Below are 15,728 nucleotides of genomic sequence, written 5' to 3'. Positions count from 1 at the left end.
ACAGGCTTCCGTACCGCGTATCGAGGGAGTGCCTCTTCCCTATGGCCACCATCCAGGAAACGACCCGACCGCCCCGCCGCCTCGACGACGTCCCCGGCTGGTTCCCCGTGCTCGACCAGGTGCTCTTCGACTGGCTCCTGAGCCGCCAGGAGGCCTCCGGGACGCGGGGCGACCTGCTCGAAGTCGGGGTCTACATGGGAAAGAGCGCGATCTTCACCGGCCGGCACCTGCGGCCCGGCGAGTCGTTCACGGTCTGCGACCTCTTCGAGGGCGACGCACCCGACGACGCGAACCGTGCCGAGTCGACGAAGTCGTACGGCAGGCTGACCCGGCGGCTCTTCGAGGAGAACTACCTCGCCTTCCACGACGGGCTGCCCCGCGTGCTGCAGGGGCCGAGTTCGGTGGTACCGGCCGAAGTGGCGTCGCACTCCTGCCGGTTCGTGCACGTCGACGCGTCGCACCTGTACGAGCACGTGCACGGCGACATAGCGGCGGCACGCGAGCTGCTCCTTCCCGACGGGATCGTGGTCCTCGACGACTTCCGCTCCGAGCACACGCCGGGCGTCTCCATCGCCACGTGGGAGGCGGTCCTCAACGGGGGCCTGCGCCCGATATGCATCAGCACCCAGAAGCTGTACGGCACATGGGGCGATCCCGGGCCGGTGCAGGAGGAGCTGATCGGGATGGTCCGGGGGCGGACCGACTGCCACCTGAGCATGCAGGAGGCGGCGGGGCACCGGATCATCCGGCTGAAGTCGAAGGGGATGCCGGGACCGGAGTTCCCACCGTCGCGCTACGCGGTCGCACCGCAGGCGCCGGAGCCGACGCCCGCGCCTGCGGCGCCCCTGCAGCCACCGCCGGCGCCTCGGCGGCGGAGCCGGGCGCGGAGGGTGGCGGTGGATCTGCTGCCGCCTGTGCTTACCCGGGCGCTGCGGAGGGCCATGCGGTAGCAAGGGGGCGGCGGGGGTTGTCGGGCGAGCGCGGGTGCGCCGTGGTTGCTCGCGCAGTTCCCCGCGCCCCTCTGGGGCGCGCGGATGCGGTGCGCCGGTCGTGGCCGACACGCGGCGCCTGTTGTCGGTGAAGAGTTCTCGGCCCGCCGCTGCCGACAAGGGGAAGCCGGACAGGAGGCGGGCTCGTTCGTTCACGTCGTAGCCCTCTCGGCGTTGGCCCGGGAGGGGTTCGACGCCCTGTTCCTCGGTCACGAAGCCGATGGTGTAGGCGTTCGTGGCCATGCCCGCCTGGGCCGCCTGGGCGAGGGTGAAGCCGGCCTCCGTCATGAGGCGCAGGTACGCCTCCTGTTCGGGGGCGTGGTCGATGCCCGTGAAGCGTGAGCCGCTGTAGACCTTGGCGCCGTCACGGTAGCCGAGCAGGGCCGTACGCAGCCCCCGGCTCGTCGGAGCGCCGCCCGAACGCGGCCGCCATGCTGGGGCTCTCGACGAGCGTCCACCACGGCGAGGTACGGCGGGGTGCGGCCACGGTCCAACTGGGCATCGGCTACCGGGAGTCCTCACTGGCCGAGGAGAGGGACCGGCGCACGCCACCGCCGTGACTACGGCATCACCGACGCCGGGCGCGCGGAACTGCGCCGCTGGCTCACCGAGCCCGGCCTCGATCTCGCCTTCCGCAGCGCGGCCCTGCTCCGCGTCTTCTTCCTGTGGACCCTCACCCGCGAGGAAGGCGTCGACTACCTGGAGAAGTTCGCGCAGACCAACCGCGAGCGGCTCGCCGCGCTGGAGTCCATCCGCGACAACGCCGAATGGGTCGGCGACCCGGTCCAGGTCTGCGGCTGGCTCATCCTCGAATACGGCCTGCGTCGGCTCCAGGACCTCGGAGGAATGGGCGGGTTGGGCCGCCGAGCAGCTCACCGAACGTCTGTGAGCACCGCGCTCAGGCGCTGGCCAGCGTCAGCTTGACCGCGAAGCCCAGGAACAGCATCCCCGCCGCCGAGGTGACCGTCGCGGACGTCCGCTTGCGGCGGCGGAACGCGTCGGCCAGCCTCGTCCCGCTGAATATCAGCGCGCTCAGGTACAGGAAGCTGGCCAGCTGCGCGAACGCGCCGAGCACCACGAAGGACAGGGCCGGGTAGGCGTACCCCGGATCCACGAACTGCACGAAGAAGGCGACGAAGAACAGGATCGCCTTGGGGTTGAAGAGGCTGATCACCAGGGCGCGGCGGTACGGGCGCTCCTGTGCGGAGGCGGCGGCGGGCGCCGCCTCCTGCGGCGCCGCCTTCCCCTGGTGCGACCGCCACATCCCCCAGGCCGCCCGCAGCATGCCCGCCGCCAGCCAGGTGAGGTAGCCGGCGCCCGCGTACTTCACGATCCCGAACAGCACGGCGTCGGTCCTGAGCAGCGAGGCCACCCCGGCCGCCGACAGCGTCATCAGCACGGCGTCCCCGCACCACACCCCGGCCGCGGCCGTGTACCCCGCCCGGATCCCCTGCCGGGCGGCGACGGAGAGCACGTACAGGGAGTTGGGGCCCGGCAGCAGGACGATCAGGACGAGCCCTGCCAGATACGTGGGGAGATCGATGACGCCGAACATGTGAAGAAGTCTCGCACGGGGGTCCGACAACGCCTTCGCCGCCGCAGGTCAGAAGGCGTCCGTCGGGACGTAGACCCCCCACACCGCCCGCAGCGCGTCGCACACCTCCCCCACCGTGGCCCGCGCGCGCAGCGCCTCCTTCATCGGGGGCAGGACGTTGTCGTCGCCCTCGGCGGCCTTCCGCAGGGCGGTGAGGGCCGCGGCGACGGCCGTCCGGTCGCGGTCGGCGCGCAGCAGGGCGAGGCGTTCCCGCTGCCGGGCCTCGATGGCCGGGTCGACGCGCGGCGGCTCGTACGGCTCCTCCTCGTCCAGCCGGAAGCGGTTGACGCCGACCACCACCCGCTCCCCCGCGTCGGTCTCCTGCGCGATGCGGTAGGCGTTGCGTTCGATCTCCCCCTTCTGGAAGCCGTGCTCGATCGCCGCCACCGCGCCGCCGAAATCCTCGACCCGCCGCATCAGGTCGAGGGCCGCCGCCTCCACGTCGTCCGTCATCCGCTCCACGGCGTACGAACCGGCGAACGGGTCCACCGTCGCCGTCACGTCGGTCTCGTACGCCAGCACCTGCTGGGTGCGCAGGGCCAGCCGCGCGCTCCTGTCCGTCGGCAGCGCGATCGCCTCGTCGAAGGCGTTGGTGTGCAGCGACTGGGTGCCGCCGAGGACCGCGCCCAGGGCCTGGACCGCCACCCGGACCAGGTTCACCTCGGGCTGCTGTGCCGTCAGCTGGACGCCGGCCGTCTGGGTGTGGAAACGGAGCATCAGCGATCTGGGGTTCCGCGCGCCGAACTCCTCGCGCATCACCCGTGCCCAGATCCGGCGCGCCGCACGGAACTTGGCGACCTCCTCCAGGAGCGTCGTACGGGCCACGAAGAAGAAGGAGAGGCGGGGTGCGAAGTCGTCGACGTCCATGCCGGCCGCGACCGCCGTGCGCACGTACTCGATGCCGTCGGCGAGGGTGAAGGCGATCTCCTGCGCGGGCGAGGCACCGGCCTCGGCCATGTGGTAGCCGGAGATGGAGATCGTGTTCCAGCGCGGGAGCCCGGCCCGGCAGTACTGGAAGATGTCGGCGGTCAGCCGCAGGGACGGCTTGGGCGGGAAGATGTACGTGCCCCGCGCGATGTACTCCTTCAGGACGTCGTTCTGGATCGTGCCGGTCAGGGCGGCCGCCGGTACGCCCTGTTCCTCCGCCACCAGTTGGTACAGCAGCAACAGCACGGCCGCCGGAGCGTTGATCGTCATCGACGTCGAGACCTGGTCCAGCGGGATCCCGCCGAACAGCACCCGCATGTCGTCGATCGAGTCGATCGCCACCCCCACCTTGCCGACCTCGCCGTGCGCGAGCGGCGCGTCGGAGTCGTGGCCCATCTGGGTGGGCAGGTCGAAGGCGACGGAGAGGCCGGTGGTGCCGTGTGCGATGAGTTGCCGGTAGCGGGCGTTGGACTCCGCCGCGGTACCGAAGCCGGCGTACTGGCGCATGGTCCAGGGACGGCCGGTGTACATCGTCGGGTAGACGCCCCGGGTGTAGGGGTACGACCCGGGGTCGCCGAGTTTCGCGGCGGGATCCCAGCCCGCCAGGTCCGCCGGGCCGTAGACCGGCTCGACGGGCAGTCCGGACTCCGACTCACGGGCCATGGCGGGTGACCTCCGCAGTACGTCAGTACGCCGGTACGGTGATACGGCTATCCCGGTACGTCTGTCAGTTCCCACCATGCCCCCTTGTTCGGCGGCGGTCACGCGGGGAAGCATCCTCGGCATGAAGGTCTCGGGGTACTCAGGGATCCTGGCCGCCGTACTGGCCGTGCTGTGCGGGTGCACCGTGCAGCCGCCGGACGGCGGGGACGCCAAGGGGCACTCGCCCGTCCACATCGACCTCCCGCACAGCTCCACCGCCGCCTCCACGCGCGCCCCCACTCCGACGCCGGCTCCGTCCGCCGTCGAGACCGATCCGCCGCACATCGTCTTCACCCGGGGCGACACCGGCACCGGCGTCCGCGAGCTCCAGGCCAGGCTGCGCCAGGTCGCCTGGCTCTTCGACGGGCCGACGGGGACCTACGACGACCTGACCGCCCAGGCCGTCAAGGGCTTCCAGGGCAGGCGCGGGCTGCCGCGGACGGGTGAGACCGACGCCGTGACCTGGCGGCGGCTGGTGCGGATGACGCACACGCCGGGGAAGTGGGAGCTGTACCTGATGGGTGGTCAGCCGGCCGCCGCGCCCGATCCGCGGTGCCTGACCGGGCGGGTGCTGTGCATCAGCAAGACCAGCCGGACGCTGCGCTGGATGATCGACGGTCGCACGGTGTCGACGATGTCGGTGCGGTTCGGGGCGCAGTACACCCCGACCCGTGAGGGTGTGTTCCGCGTCTACTGGAAGTCCCGCCACCACGTGTCGACGCTCTACCACTCCCCCATGCCGTACGCGATGTTCTTCAGCGGCGGCCAGGCGGTGCACTACTCCTACGACTTCGCCGCCCGCGGCTACGCGGGCGGCTCGCACGGGTGCGTCAACGTGCGGGACGAGGCGGCGATCGCTGATCTGTTCGCGCAGGTGAGGAACGGCGACAAGGTCGTCGTCTCCTGGTGAGCCGGGGACGTGCGGGGCGCGGGCGGGACCGGGGGAACGTGTCCCGCCCGCGCCGATGCACGAGCCACGGGTACGGGGGGAACCCCGGCTCTGTGCGACGGCCGATGACCAGTCGGCTCACTCAGTACTGCGCCGCCGCGGCCGAAAACGTCACACCCTGCGGGAAAAAAGTTCGGCGAGTTTCAAAACCGCAGGTCACAGCGGTGCGTAAAGGTCACAGTGCGCTGTATGTGGGGCTGGGCGAGGTGGCGGGCCGGTTCGGCAGCAGGGGCGCGAAGCCGGTCGGGGCGGGGGTGGCCATGCCGTCCTGGTGGTGGTCGTTGCCCTTGCCGCCGCCGGTGCTGCCCGTGCCGTCGACGCCTCTGCCGGGCCGGCCGTCGCCGTCACCGCCCGGGCCTGTGTTGTCACCCTGGCCGTCGTTCTGGCCGCCCTGGCCGATGTCGCCGCCCTTGTCGTCCCCGGAGACACCGTCCTCGCCGTTCAGCCCGGTGCCGAGGACGGCCTTGCAGAACTTGCTCACCCGGCCGGCGCCGCCCGCCAGGCCCTCCAGGGCGCGCCGGCTCCCGGCGCCCAGCGACTTGCCGTCCTGGATCGCGCGGCAGGAGGTCAGCGCACCGCTCCACCCGCCGGCCGGGGTGCCGGGCGAGCCGGTGTCCCGGGTCTTCGACCTGCCCGACGGGGCGGGCGAGCTCTGCCCGGAGCCGCCCGACGCGGCACCGGTGGCGGGCGTGCCGGTCTCGCCGCCGAGCAGGGACTCGGGTGACTGCGAGCTCTGCGGACGTGCGGGGGTACCGGCGGCCGAGACGGAGGCGGCCGGTCCAGGACGGTTGTCGTCGAACGGCGTCGGCAGCACCCCGGTGCCGGCGGCCACCGCGACCCCGCCGAGCATGCCGGCGGTCAGCGCGGCGGCGAGGCCGAGCCGTGCGGGGCGGGCCCAGCCCGGGCCCCGGCTCGGCCGGGCACCGGTGGCGATACGGAAGAGACCCGCGTCGGCGTCCCGGCCGCCCTTGCCCGGCCGCGCGGCCGCACCGGTCCGCGCGGCCACGGCGGTCCGTGCGTCCTCGGCGGATTCGCGCGCTTTGCGGAAGGCAGCCAGCGCGGCTTCCTCGCCGGGGAGTTCGGCGGTGGCCGGCGTGGCCCGCGGGGAGAGCTCGCCGAGCGTTCTGGCGAGGCGTTCTGCCTGGTCACGGGCGGAGGGGTCGACAGCTTCGAGCGACTCACCGCGCAGCAGACGGTCCGCCGTCACCCGGTTCAGCCACTTGTACTCGTCGGCCATCACATGTCCTTCTGCGTCCGCGAACGCGTATGCGTCACACTGGCGGACGTCACCGCACGATTATTCGGTTCTCGCTGGGGTGGCAGCGCGTCGAGGACGCCCGTCGCCTCGGCGTCGGCGCCCAGCAGCTCCGCGAGTTTCTTGAGCCCCCGGTGGGCTGCCGTCCGCACCGCCCCGGCGCGTTTGCCGAGGGTCTCGGCGGCGGTCTTGGCGTCGAGCCCCATGACGACCCTGAGGACGACGGCCTCGGCCTGGTCCTGCGGCAGCCGGGCGATGAGGGAGAGGGTGGAGTCGGTGGTCAGCGCCTCGATGGCCTCGCCGGCGGTGTCCGAGTCGGCGGCCCGGCCGGTCAGCTCCGTCTCGTCGCCGCCGATCGCGGGGCGGCGGCCGCGCATCCGTATGTGATCGAGGGCACGGTTGCGGGCGATCCGGGCGGCCCAGCCGCGGAACCGGTCCGCGTCGCCGTTGAACCGGTCGAGGTCGCGCGCTATCTGCAGCCAGGCCTCGGAGGCGACGTCCTCGGCGTCCGGGTCACCGACCAGCGTTCGGACGTATCCGAGCAGGCGTGGGTGGACCGCGCGATAGACGATGCGGAACCCGTTCTCGTCCCCGTCCTGTGCCGCACGCACCGCGGCGGTCAGCTCCGCGTCGTCCCCCAGCACCCGTGTGTTCCCTACTTTGCGCCTAAACCGGCGCCGCTCTCGCGGTCGTGGTTCTCGCCGTCGTGGTTCCTCGATCGATGGTTGCGGTGTTCGGGACCGCAGATCGTTGCGGTGGTCATGCGTCCTCCGCGGCCCGGCGCGAACTGCACGTTACGACCTGAAACCGCTCGCCGTCCACGTTCGTACAAAGTGCAACTGACTCGTGACGCCCTCGGGTGTGACAGAAAACGCAGTCATGGCGCTGAACAGAGTACGGGCCGCCGCGCGGTCCGTACCGCGCGACGGCCGGGGCCTCTCCTGTGGGGGGTGGCGGCCCCGGCCGTTGCTTCGGTTTAGGGCTCTGACCTGCGGCGATGGGCGAGATCGGTGGCCAACGTGGCCAACGCGTGACCAACGGACGGACGCCTCGTGTGATCCGGTCCGGTACGAGGCACTGAAACGCCTCAAATGTCTCTCTTGCTCTTCGACTCGGCGCTCGCCGCGCTGGACCACGGTCTCTGCGAGTGCAGTGCCCGTCGGGCATGTGTGAGGTGGTTTGCTGGTAACTCAACCCCGCCGCAATCCTGCACGCCACGACCATGCGGTGAACTGGTCCCGGTGGAGGCGTCGCCTCCAGGCAGGTACCCGACGATTACATGCGGCGCGGGCGCCCGCTGGTGGGACACGGCAGCTGTAAGTCTTGATCGTTGGACGTGTCTGTGCAGGGGTGCAGACACGGGAACGGCCACCGCGATCATGGTCGTTTGTGAGGACAACGCAAGATGTGGTAGCCGCAGAGGCCACGATAGCCCAGCAGGAGTGGACGGCCGCGTTCGGGGACGTGATGGCGCAGGTCGCGGACTGCTTTCCGCAGCGGCACGTCGTCGAGTGCCCAGACGGCTGTCGTCGGCGGGCTGGTCTGTCCAGCCCTGTGCTGTCGGCGGCGGGCGGAGCGGGCGCTCGGTCGGTCGACTGACGGCCCTGACGGGTTGCCAAATAGCCTCTGACTCGCGGGCTTTAGCAGCTCAGGCACCCTGCCTGAAAGGAGCCGACAGAAGTAGATTGTCACTTTCCATGCCATCTCCCAGCCGAATGTGCTGGTCGGAGAAGAACGCGGCGTACGGAAGGCACCAGGGGCGTGATCCACGCCGCTTGGGAGGACACCGCCGCCCGGGCGTAGAGGGCACCCAACCCGGCCTCATCTTGAGCGTGGAACCTGGAACATCGAGGGAGGTCCTGTTGACGGCGGTGAGCCGACAGGGGAGAAAGCTGGTGTCTCGGGCGGGACAGGACCGCTCAAGAAGCAAGGGCCGATGGGCCGAAAGGCCAGGGGCGCTCCCGCATCCGTTGTACGCAGGCCAGCATCACGCTGTTCCACCCGTGGCTCGGCAAGCTGCGACGCGAGCGCTGCCCGCCGGTGTCAGCTGCCGTAAAGGGTGGGCAGATCGACCAGAAGGAGGTCGTCACGCCGATTGGCCAGGTCGACCAGGTCGGGATAGAAGCCGTGCAGGGAGTACAAGGCCAGGGTGGCGGTGTCGGTGCCGTACCCCTGATCAGCAAGCAGATCACGGATACGCTCCAGGCGCTCCAGGTCACCGGTCCCACGACGCGCGGCAGTCGCCTTGGCCTCGCCCAGCAACGCGATCCTTGCACGCGGAGTCTGCGGGCGCTCGCCGGCGGCCAGGGCGATGACGTCGACCTCGTGCTTGGTCCGGGCGCCCTGGTCGGCGACCTCGGTTGTGCCGACCGGCCCGGGCAGTCCGCCGGAGAGCAGGGTGTGGGCGTAGCGGCGGGTGAAGTCTCGGGCCAGGTCCTCGAAGTGCGGTCCGAGGATCTTGGAGTTGAAGGTCGGGGCTGCCTGCTGCCAGACCTGCTCCGCGAAGCCCTGCTCCACGGCGGCGGCCTGCGGGAGGGTGATGAGTTGGTTGAAGCGGATGACGGGGTCGGCGAGAGTGATGACAGGGTGCTTGGAACGAAGGATGTCCTGCTCCCGGCGGATGTAGCCGGTGGATTCCAGCACGCCCAGGGGGTGGGCGACGGCATTGCGCGGCCGTTCCAGGGCGGCGCCGATCCTGCTGGGCGTGGTGGCGCCGTTCGCGATCGCGGTGAGGATGTCGTAGTACAGGGTGTGCTGGGTGATCCTGGGATCCTCGCGCAGCAGGTACTCGGTTTCGGTCCGCGAGTACACCGCCCGGCCCGGATCGAGCAGTGTGCGGGTGAGCCACGTGTCGAAGCCGTCGTCCGGATGCGGACGGCCGGCCACCGGTCGGTAGCCGGGCGCCCCGCCGAGGACCGCGTGCACCTTCAGCGCGGTCAGCGGGTCGGTGATCTGCCAGAAGTCCCGGCTGTCCCGGTAGTCGAAGGCGCCCAGCCGTAGATCGACCACGGCCCGGCCCCGCAGCGGCTTGGTTCCCGAGAGCAGTTCGTGCATGACGCTCAGCGCGGAGCCGCAGAGGATCAACCGCGGCCCCGGTCCGGCACCGTTCCGGGCGCCGCGCTGGCGTTCGTCGTAAAGCTGCTGAAGCAGTCCCGGGATCTCGGGCGAGTGCTGGAGCAGGTAGGGCAACTCGTCGATCACCAAGAGCGGATGCGCCGAGCGGGCCGTCACATCAAGGGCGTTGGACAACACGTCACGCCAGTCGGTCAGGCGCAGACTGCCCGGTCTCAGACCGGCATGCGTGGCGACCGCGTCACTGAACCGTTGGATCGCGGGCAGTCGCCCCTCTTCCCGGACCGCTGTGACGTACAGACCGCCGACCTGCTCGGACAGGGCCTGCAGAAGGTACGACTTCCCGTGCCGCCGCCGCCCCGACACGATGCCGAGCCGCATCGCCGGGTCCGGATCGGTGAGGAACTCCGCGAGCAGGCCCCATTCCCGGTCCCGGTCGACCACATCGTCCGGCTTGGCCGGCAGGCCCTTCTTCACTCACCCTCCCGCACATCAACAACGACGGAATACGTCTAAGTATACTTCGACGTAAATCGTCGTATTGGATTTACCCCTGAGCTTCGACACCCAACGGTTTGCTGCATGACCAACGCGTGACCAACAGCAGTCAGGAACAGTCAGAAAACACCCAGATGAGGGCTGATCCAGGCGCGGCGGGGCCAGGGGTGGCGGCCCCGGCCGTTGCTTCGGTTCCACGGCTCGGGCGAGCACGGCCGGCCATCGGAGTGCGCGGCCCCCGACACCCCCTTTCTCGCGGGCCGTCGACGACGTCGACGGGTGGCGAGTGACGTTTGGTCAGGACCGGACGCTGCCTCTGAGCGTTGCCTGTGTGACAGGTGTGTCAGACGTGACAGTGATGGTTCTTTTCCAGGGGTGGGGACGAGTGGGTCCACGCGGGAAGCGTGCGTACAGACCGTCGGGCATGAGGCGACGGGCGTGGCTGACGCTCGGCGCGGTGGTCCTGGGCGGCGGGGGTGTGGTGACGTACGCGGTTGCCGCCCCGTCCTCCGGCCACGGGACCGGCGGGCAGGCCAGGCGGCCGGTGAAGGTCCACGACCTGGCGCTGAAGGCCGCCACGAACGGCACGCGGGAACTGCCGCGCACGGGCACCCGGCAGTCCTCGCTGCTCGGCGTCTCCTGGACGGGGGCGGCGAAGCGGCTGCACGGCACGGCGCCGGTCCGCCTCCTGGGTGGCCGGCCGCGCGGCCACCTCGGGTCAGGCGTACGTGTACGTCGACGGCACCAAGGTCGCGACAGTCGACCTGAAGTCCACGACGACCTCGTACCGCCAGGCGATCTGGACCAGGACCTGGTCCGCCGGCGCCAAGCACACCGTGAAGATCGTGGTGGTCGGTACCAGCGGCCGCCCGACGGTCACGACGGACGGCCTCGTCTGCCTCAAGCAGTCCTTCAGGTGGCCGAGTCCACCGGTTCGGGCGCCCGCTCCTGCGCTGCCTGCGGGGTGGGCGCCCGGTCCGCGTTCACGACCACTCCGGCGATCAGGGCGCCCAGCAGCAGTGCGGCCATCGCCCACCAGGTGGCCACGTTGAAACCGTGCACCGCGGCCTTCGCCTCCAGCAGCGCCCGGTTCGGGATGCCCGCGGCATGGGCGGTGGCGTACCGGGTGGTGACACTGGCGGCGATGGTGTTGAGCAGCGCCGTACCGATGGAACCGCCCACCTGCTGGGCGGTGTTGAAGGTGGCGGAGGCCGCGCCCGAGTCGCGCGGGGCGACGTTGCCGGTGGCCAGGGAGACGGAGGTCATCATCGCGGTGCCCATGCCGAGGCCGAGCATCAGCATGCCGGGCAGGATGTGCGAGGCGTACGCCGGTTCGACGCCGACCTGGGCTATCAGCGCCAGCGCCCCGGCCGCCAGCAGCAGCCCGGGCACCATCAGCATGCGGGGCGGGACCCGGTGCAGCAGCCGGGCGGCGACCTGGGTGGAGCCGGTGACCATGCCGACGGTGATGGGGAGATAGGCGACGCCGGTCTTCACGGGCGAGTAGCCGAGGACGCGTTGCATGTAGTACGTCAGGAAGAGGAAGACGCCGAACATGCCGACGGTCACCAGCAGCACGGTGAGGAAGGCGCCGACGCGCTGCCGGTCCCGTACGACGGTCGTCGGGAGCAGCGGGACCGGGGCGCGGGTCTGCCAGTACCCGAAGAGGCCGAGCAGCACGACCCCGCCGAGGAGCAGCGCCAGGACCAGGCCGTCACCCCAGCTCCGGGACTCCGCCTCGGAGAAGCCGTAGACCAGGGAGAGCATGCCGGCCGAGCCGAGCAGGGCGCCGGGGACGTCGAGGCGGGCGTCGGGATGGCGGCCGCCGCCGGACAGCAGGACCCAGGCGCCGGCGAAGGCGACCAGCGCGATCGGCACGTTGACGTACAGGCACCAGCGCCAGTCCAGGTACTGGGTGAGGAAGCCGCCCGCGAGCAGCCCGACCGCGGCACCCGCGCCGATGATGGCGCCGAAGATGCCGAACGCCTTCCCGCGGTCCTTCGGGTCGGTGAACGTCGTCGCGAGCAGCGACAGCGCGGCCGGGGCGAGCAGCGCGGCGAACACGCCCTGCAGGGCCCGCGCCCCGAACAGCATCCCCTGGTCGGCCGCGGCCCCGCCGAGTGCGGAGGCGGCCGCGAAGCCGACCAGGCCGGTCATGAACGCGATCTTGCGTCCGGCGAGGTCGGCGACCCGGCCTCCGAGCAGCAGCAGTCCGCCGAAGGCGAGGGTGTAGGCGGTGATCACCCATTGCCGGTTGCCGTCGGACATGTGCAGCGCGACCTGGGCGGAGGGAAGCGCGATGTTGACGATGGTCATGTCGAGCACGACCATCAGCTGGGCCAGTGCGATGACGACCAGGGCCCACCAGCGTCGGTTGTCGGCCATGGGCCAATCGTGCTCCCCCACCGGCCACTTGGGAACGCCCGCGTCTCCTATTACGGTGTTTTTGCCGAGCCGCTCACTGCCCCAGGGCGTCCAGGCACAGCAGTCGCAGCGAGCCGTGGCCGCCGTAGCACCGGCGGGCCTCGTCGATCGGGTCCCACAGCCGGCCGTCGGGGGTGCGGATCCAGTGGTCACCGCCGGACGCCCACCACTCGGCGCCGGCGTGCCGGACGAGGACCTCGCCGGCGTAGGCCCCGAGACCGCGCAGCGTCTCCCGCACGGCGTCGTACGGCGCGTCCTCGCGGCGTATCTCCTCCACCATGCGGTCGACCCGCCACAGGCTCTGCGCCGAGTAGTCGAGCCGGACCCGCGCCCCCTCGCGCATCATGGCGACCGCGTCCGCCGCCCACCGGGCCGGTCTCGCGGCGGCGTGCGGCCTGGTCCGCTGCGGTGCTGACGGGGGGTCGGCGGCCAGGTGGCCGAAGGTCAGGTGGCCGGCTGTCGCATCGTGGGCTGTCACATAGGGAAGAGCGAGGTCGAGGGCGGTTTCGTCACCCGGAAAACGGGGTGTTCCCGCAACCGGCGCAGGACCCGCGCACCGCCCTCACGAAGGGTTCACCCGAGCCCACGGGCCCGGCGGGAGACCACCGCGCGCAGCACTCGGCGGCCCTCGGTGGAGACGTCCAGCGCGCGCCGCAGCCCGGCCGCGCCATGCCCGGCGAGCAGTTCGAGCACCGTGACCTGGCGGCGCAGTTCGGCGGCGACCAGCGGGGACATGCCCTCGGTGTCGCCCTCCCGGCGGGTGTCGACCGAGGGCGCGGCGTCAGCGGCGGGGTCGAGGAGCCGGTGGATCCGCAGCGAGGCGACGGAGCAGGCGTCGGCCCACAGGCGGATGCCCGCGGCCTCCTGCGAGGGGGGTGCGGCGTCGAGCATCCGCCGGGCGAGCGCCTCGGCCTCCCCGGCCCGGTCACGGTTCTCCTCGCCTGCGCCGAGCGAGCCGCGCGCCTTCTCCAGTCCCGCGCTCCAGTCGGCGCCGTCGGCGAGGCTCGCCCACAGCGGCCGCAGCACCAGGTCGTCCCCGCCCAGCAGCGGCACGCACCGATCCAAACAGGCCAACCCGCTGGCGGCCAGTCCGCGTTCATCGGCCTGAGCGATCAGCTCCACCAGGCTCATCCCACGCCTCCCAGAAACGGTACCTACCAGGGCGCCCACTTGCACGGAGCCCGCACTCTCCCTGACTGCGTGCGACGGTACGGCAGTGTCACACGGGCTGGACACCCAGGATCCGAAGGAGTCCGAAGAAAGAGTTTTCGGCCAACCGCCGTCACGGCCGGTGCCGGCGGCGTCCCGGGTGTCAGAGGGCGGCCAGGGCGGCACCCGCCATCACCGGCCCGGCGTGCCGCCGGACGGCGGAAGGGGCTCGGACGGGTCGCCGAGGCAGCGGTGGCACGGGGCGGTGCCGGGCGCGGCGGCGAAGTGGTGGCAGCGGGCGCAGATCAAGACGGTTCCCCGGGACGCGGCAGGGCACGGAACCCTCCCCGGCCCGCGCGCGAAATGCGGAACGTACGGCCCGTCACCGCCGCACCTCCACCGTGATCCGGTATCAGCCCAGTCTGTTCGCGAGGGCCTTGAACTCCGTCCAGGACATCGCCGGGGTGGTGTCCGGGTCCCAGAGTTTCTGGATGGTGGCCCGCAGCGGCATCCTGATGCCGGCCGCCACCTGGTCCTGGGTCTGGGAGCCCGCGAGGTCGCACCAGACGGCGAAGGAGCCGCCGAGGACCTGGGGTTCGTACCGCGCGGCCACGGCGGTGGTACCGCGCAGCATGCGCGGGATCCAGTGCTCGTAGATCCGCTGTCCGGTCGGATAGACGAAGGTGTTGGGCTCGCCGAGGACGTAGTACAGGTACTCGTCGTTGTAGTTGAGGACTTTGCGGCCCGCCCTCAGGTACTCCACGGGCTGCCGGGCGCCGTCCTCCTTGCCGGTCCAGTAGGCGACCTGGAGGTCCTCGGCCGGCTGTACGGAGGTGGCGCGGAGGAAGCCGTCGTTCCAGGCCCGCATGGTCCGCTCGTGGGCGCGGACGGTGTCGGCGCGGGCGTTCAGCCAGCCGGTGGTGAGGTCGGTGACGGTGGCGCCGGAGCCGTACTCCCGCCGGGCGGCGGCCGCGAGCTGCGGGTAGGAGGCCTGGGGGTCGGGGACGGTCAGGGCCTGGTACTCGTCGCCGCCGAGGTTCCAGTAGGAGCCGGGGAACAGGTCGGCGTACTCGGTGAGCAGGTCGTCGACGAGCTTCGCCGAGGCGTCCTTGGAGATGTCGATGGCGCCCCTGGTGGCCACGCCCCGCGCGTTGCGCAGTTGCAGCTCCGGGTGAGCGGCGAGGACGGCACCGAGGTGGCCCGGCGAGTCGATCTCCGGCACGACCTGGATGTGCCGGGCGGCGGCGAGCGCGACGATCTCCTTCACCTGGGCCTTGGTCAGGTGGTCCCGGGAGACGATCTCGGGGTGGGTGTCGGACTCGATCCGGAAGCCCTGGTCGTCGGAGAAGTGCAGCCCGAGCTGGTTGAACTTCAGGTCGCCGAGTTCTCGTATCCGGGACTCCATCCAGCCCGCGGTGAACGGCTTGCGCGCGATGTCCAGCATGAACCCGCGCTGCGGCTTGGCCGGCTGGTCCCGCACGATCCCCTCCGGGGCCGTACCGCCGCCGTGCACCTCCTGCTTCAGCGTCCGGGTGCCGTAGAAGACGCCCGCGTCACCGGGCCCGCTGATCCGGACCGCCCCGCCGCGCACGGTCATGGTGTACGACTCCGGGTCGCCCGTGCCGCCGAGGTCGAGCCGCAGGTCGCCCGGCCGGACATCCTCGTCCGCCCCCTTCTGCCCGGCGTACGTCAGCCCCAGCTCGCCCGCTGTCAGCCGCCCCTCGTCGACCAGCGCCGCGTTGCTCACCACGACCCGTTCGCCCTGGTGCGGGCGCCAGCCGGGACCGCGGGCGGCGGTGTGGGAGCGGACGGCGGGGATGGTGCGGGGGGCCTGGGAGAGGGGATAGCTGCGGGTCGGGGTGGGGGTCGCCGCCCCGGAGCGCCCCGCGGACGAGGCCGCCGGTGCGCTGCCGGAGGGCTGCCGGGCCGCGCCGGCGCCGCTCCCGCCGTCACCGCCCGAGGAGACCCATACGCCGATGCCCGTGCCGAGCGCGACGGTCCCCGCGAAGGCCGCGGCGATCACCACCGCCCGCCTCCGCGCGCCCTGCCGTGCCGACGGCCCGCGCCTGTGCTGGCTCACAGCTACAACTTACGACGCGGCAACCCCACAGCCGTCACCGACCCAATCCGAAACTCTCCCGTTCGGGTGAAATTCAGGCAACCATCGGA

General features: G+C 71.5%; 12 protein-coding genes and 2 pseudogenes. 4 read left to right on the top strand and 10 right to left on the bottom strand.

Going from position 1 to position 15,728, the window contains the following annotated elements; genetic code table 11:
- The first annotated feature begins 41 nt into the window (after positions 1 to 41).
- Entirely contained in the window at positions 42 to 950 is a 909-nt protein-coding gene (locus OHB00_RS31760) for a class I SAM-dependent methyltransferase (RefSeq protein WP_406439784.1), read from the top strand.
- A gap of 114 nt (positions 951 to 1,064) precedes the next feature.
- Here the strand turns inward: OHB00_RS31760 and OHB00_RS31755 are convergent.
- Positions 1,065 to 1,430, bottom strand: a pseudogene (locus OHB00_RS31755) (TetR/AcrR family transcriptional regulator C-terminal domain-containing protein); the annotation flags it as partial.
- Between the two features lie 36 nt (positions 1,431 to 1,466).
- Here OHB00_RS31755 and OHB00_RS31750 point away from each other — a divergent pair.
- Positions 1,467 to 1,913, top strand: coding sequence for a hypothetical protein (locus OHB00_RS31750; protein ID WP_406439782.1), 447 nt, complete (start codon positions 1,467 to 1,469; stop codon positions 1,911 to 1,913).
- Here the strand turns inward: OHB00_RS31750 and leuE are convergent.
- Complete coding sequence (gene leuE, locus OHB00_RS31745; protein WP_406439781.1) at positions 1,888 to 2,544, bottom strand: leucine efflux protein LeuE; 657 nt, start codon at positions 2,542 to 2,544, stop codon at positions 1,888 to 1,890. The genes OHB00_RS31750 and leuE overlap by 26 nt on opposite strands.
- Positions 2,545 to 2,592: 48 nt before the next feature.
- Complete coding sequence (locus OHB00_RS31740) at positions 2,593 to 4,173, bottom strand: methylmalonyl-CoA mutase (protein WP_406439780.1); 1,581 nt, start codon at positions 4,171 to 4,173, stop codon at positions 2,593 to 2,595.
- A gap of 121 nt (positions 4,174 to 4,294) precedes the next feature.
- On the opposite strand from OHB00_RS31740, the gene OHB00_RS31735 reads away from it, so the two are divergent.
- Positions 4,295 to 5,122 carry a L,D-transpeptidase family protein gene (locus tag OHB00_RS31735; protein WP_406439778.1) on the top strand — a complete coding sequence of 276 codons (828 nt, stop codon included), beginning with the start codon at positions 4,295 to 4,297 and terminating at the stop codon, positions 5,120 to 5,122.
- A gap of 214 nt (positions 5,123 to 5,336) precedes the next feature.
- On the opposite strand, the gene OHB00_RS31730 is transcribed toward OHB00_RS31735, so the two are convergent.
- The 3 genes from OHB00_RS31730 to OHB00_RS31720 form a co-directional block, all read right to left on the bottom strand.
- Positions 5,337 to 6,398: a hypothetical protein gene (locus OHB00_RS31730; protein WP_406439776.1), complete on the bottom strand. Its 1,062-nt coding sequence runs from the start codon at positions 6,396 to 6,398 to the stop codon at positions 5,337 to 5,339.
- The gene (locus OHB00_RS31725) at positions 6,398 to 7,060 is read right to left on the bottom strand and encodes an RNA polymerase sigma factor (RefSeq protein ID WP_406439774.1); all 663 of its coding nucleotides are present in this window, start codon (positions 7,058 to 7,060) and stop codon (positions 6,398 to 6,400) included. Before OHB00_RS31725 ends, OHB00_RS31730 begins: the two co-directional genes overlap by 1 nt.
- Before the next feature lie 1,399 nt (positions 7,061 to 8,459).
- The gene (locus OHB00_RS31720; protein WP_406439772.1) at positions 8,460 to 9,965 is read right to left on the bottom strand and encodes an ATP-binding protein; all 1,506 of its coding nucleotides are present in this window, start codon (positions 9,963 to 9,965) and stop codon (positions 8,460 to 8,462) included.
- 692 nt (positions 9,966 to 10,657) lie between these two features.
- On the opposite strand from OHB00_RS31720, the pseudogene OHB00_RS31715 reads away from it, so the two are divergent.
- Positions 10,658 to 10,891: pseudogene (locus OHB00_RS31715) on the top strand (N-acetylmuramoyl-L-alanine amidase); the annotation flags it as partial.
- A gap of 7 nt (positions 10,892 to 10,898) precedes the next feature.
- Here the strand turns inward: OHB00_RS31715 and OHB00_RS31710 are convergent.
- The 4 genes from OHB00_RS31710 to OHB00_RS31695 form a co-directional block, all read right to left on the bottom strand.
- A complete protein-coding gene (locus tag OHB00_RS31710; RefSeq protein ID WP_406439770.1) occupies positions 10,899 to 12,371 on the bottom strand; it encodes an MFS transporter in 1,473 nt (490 codons plus the stop codon).
- 73 nt (positions 12,372 to 12,444) lie between these two features.
- Complete coding sequence (locus OHB00_RS31705; protein ID WP_406446073.1) at positions 12,445 to 12,843, bottom strand: hypothetical protein; 399 nt, start codon at positions 12,841 to 12,843, stop codon at positions 12,445 to 12,447.
- A 140-nt stretch (positions 12,844 to 12,983) separates the two neighbouring features.
- Positions 12,984 to 13,541, bottom strand: coding sequence for a hypothetical protein (locus OHB00_RS31700; protein WP_406439769.1), 558 nt, complete (start codon positions 13,539 to 13,541; stop codon positions 12,984 to 12,986).
- Positions 13,542 to 13,971: 430 nt separating this feature from the next.
- Positions 13,972 to 15,639, bottom strand: a complete 1,668-nt coding sequence (locus OHB00_RS31695; protein ID WP_406439767.1) for a beta-N-acetylhexosaminidase — start codon at positions 15,637 to 15,639, stop codon at positions 13,972 to 13,974.
- Positions 15,640 to 15,728: the final 89 nt, after the last annotated feature.

The organism is Streptomyces sp. NBC_00631, from assembly GCF_045206895.1.
Lineage (GTDB): Bacteria > Actinomycetota > Actinomycetes > Streptomycetales > Streptomycetaceae > Streptomyces.
Note: the sequence above shows the minus strand (reverse complement) of the source record. Positions and strands in the feature narration are given on the sequence as shown.

What these genes read in the sequence shown, in the direction of transcription:
- OHB00_RS31760 (WP_406439784.1), top strand. Translation starts at nt 42, where the DNA reads ATGGCCACCATCCAGGAAACGACCCGACCGCCCCGCCGCCTCGACGAC.
- leuE (WP_406439781.1), bottom strand. Translation starts at nt 2,544, where the DNA reads ATGTTCGGCGTCATCGATCTCCCCACGTATCTGGCAGGGCTCGTCCTG.
- OHB00_RS31740 (WP_406439780.1), bottom strand. Translation starts at nt 4,173, where the DNA reads ATGGCCCGTGAGTCGGAGTCCGGACTGCCCGTCGAGCCGGTCTACGGC.
- OHB00_RS31735 (WP_406439778.1), top strand. Translation starts at nt 4,295, where the DNA reads ATGAAGGTCTCGGGGTACTCAGGGATCCTGGCCGCCGTACTGGCCGTG.
- OHB00_RS31730 (WP_406439776.1), bottom strand. Translation starts at nt 6,398, where the DNA reads ATGGCCGACGAGTACAAGTGGCTGAACCGGGTGACGGCGGACCGTCTG.
- OHB00_RS31710 (WP_406439770.1), bottom strand. Translation starts at nt 12,371, where the DNA reads ATGGCCGACAACCGACGCTGGTGGGCCCTGGTCGTCATCGCACTGGCC.
- OHB00_RS31700 (WP_406439769.1), bottom strand. Translation starts at nt 13,541, where the DNA reads ATGAGCCTGGTGGAGCTGATCGCTCAGGCCGATGAACGCGGACTGGCC.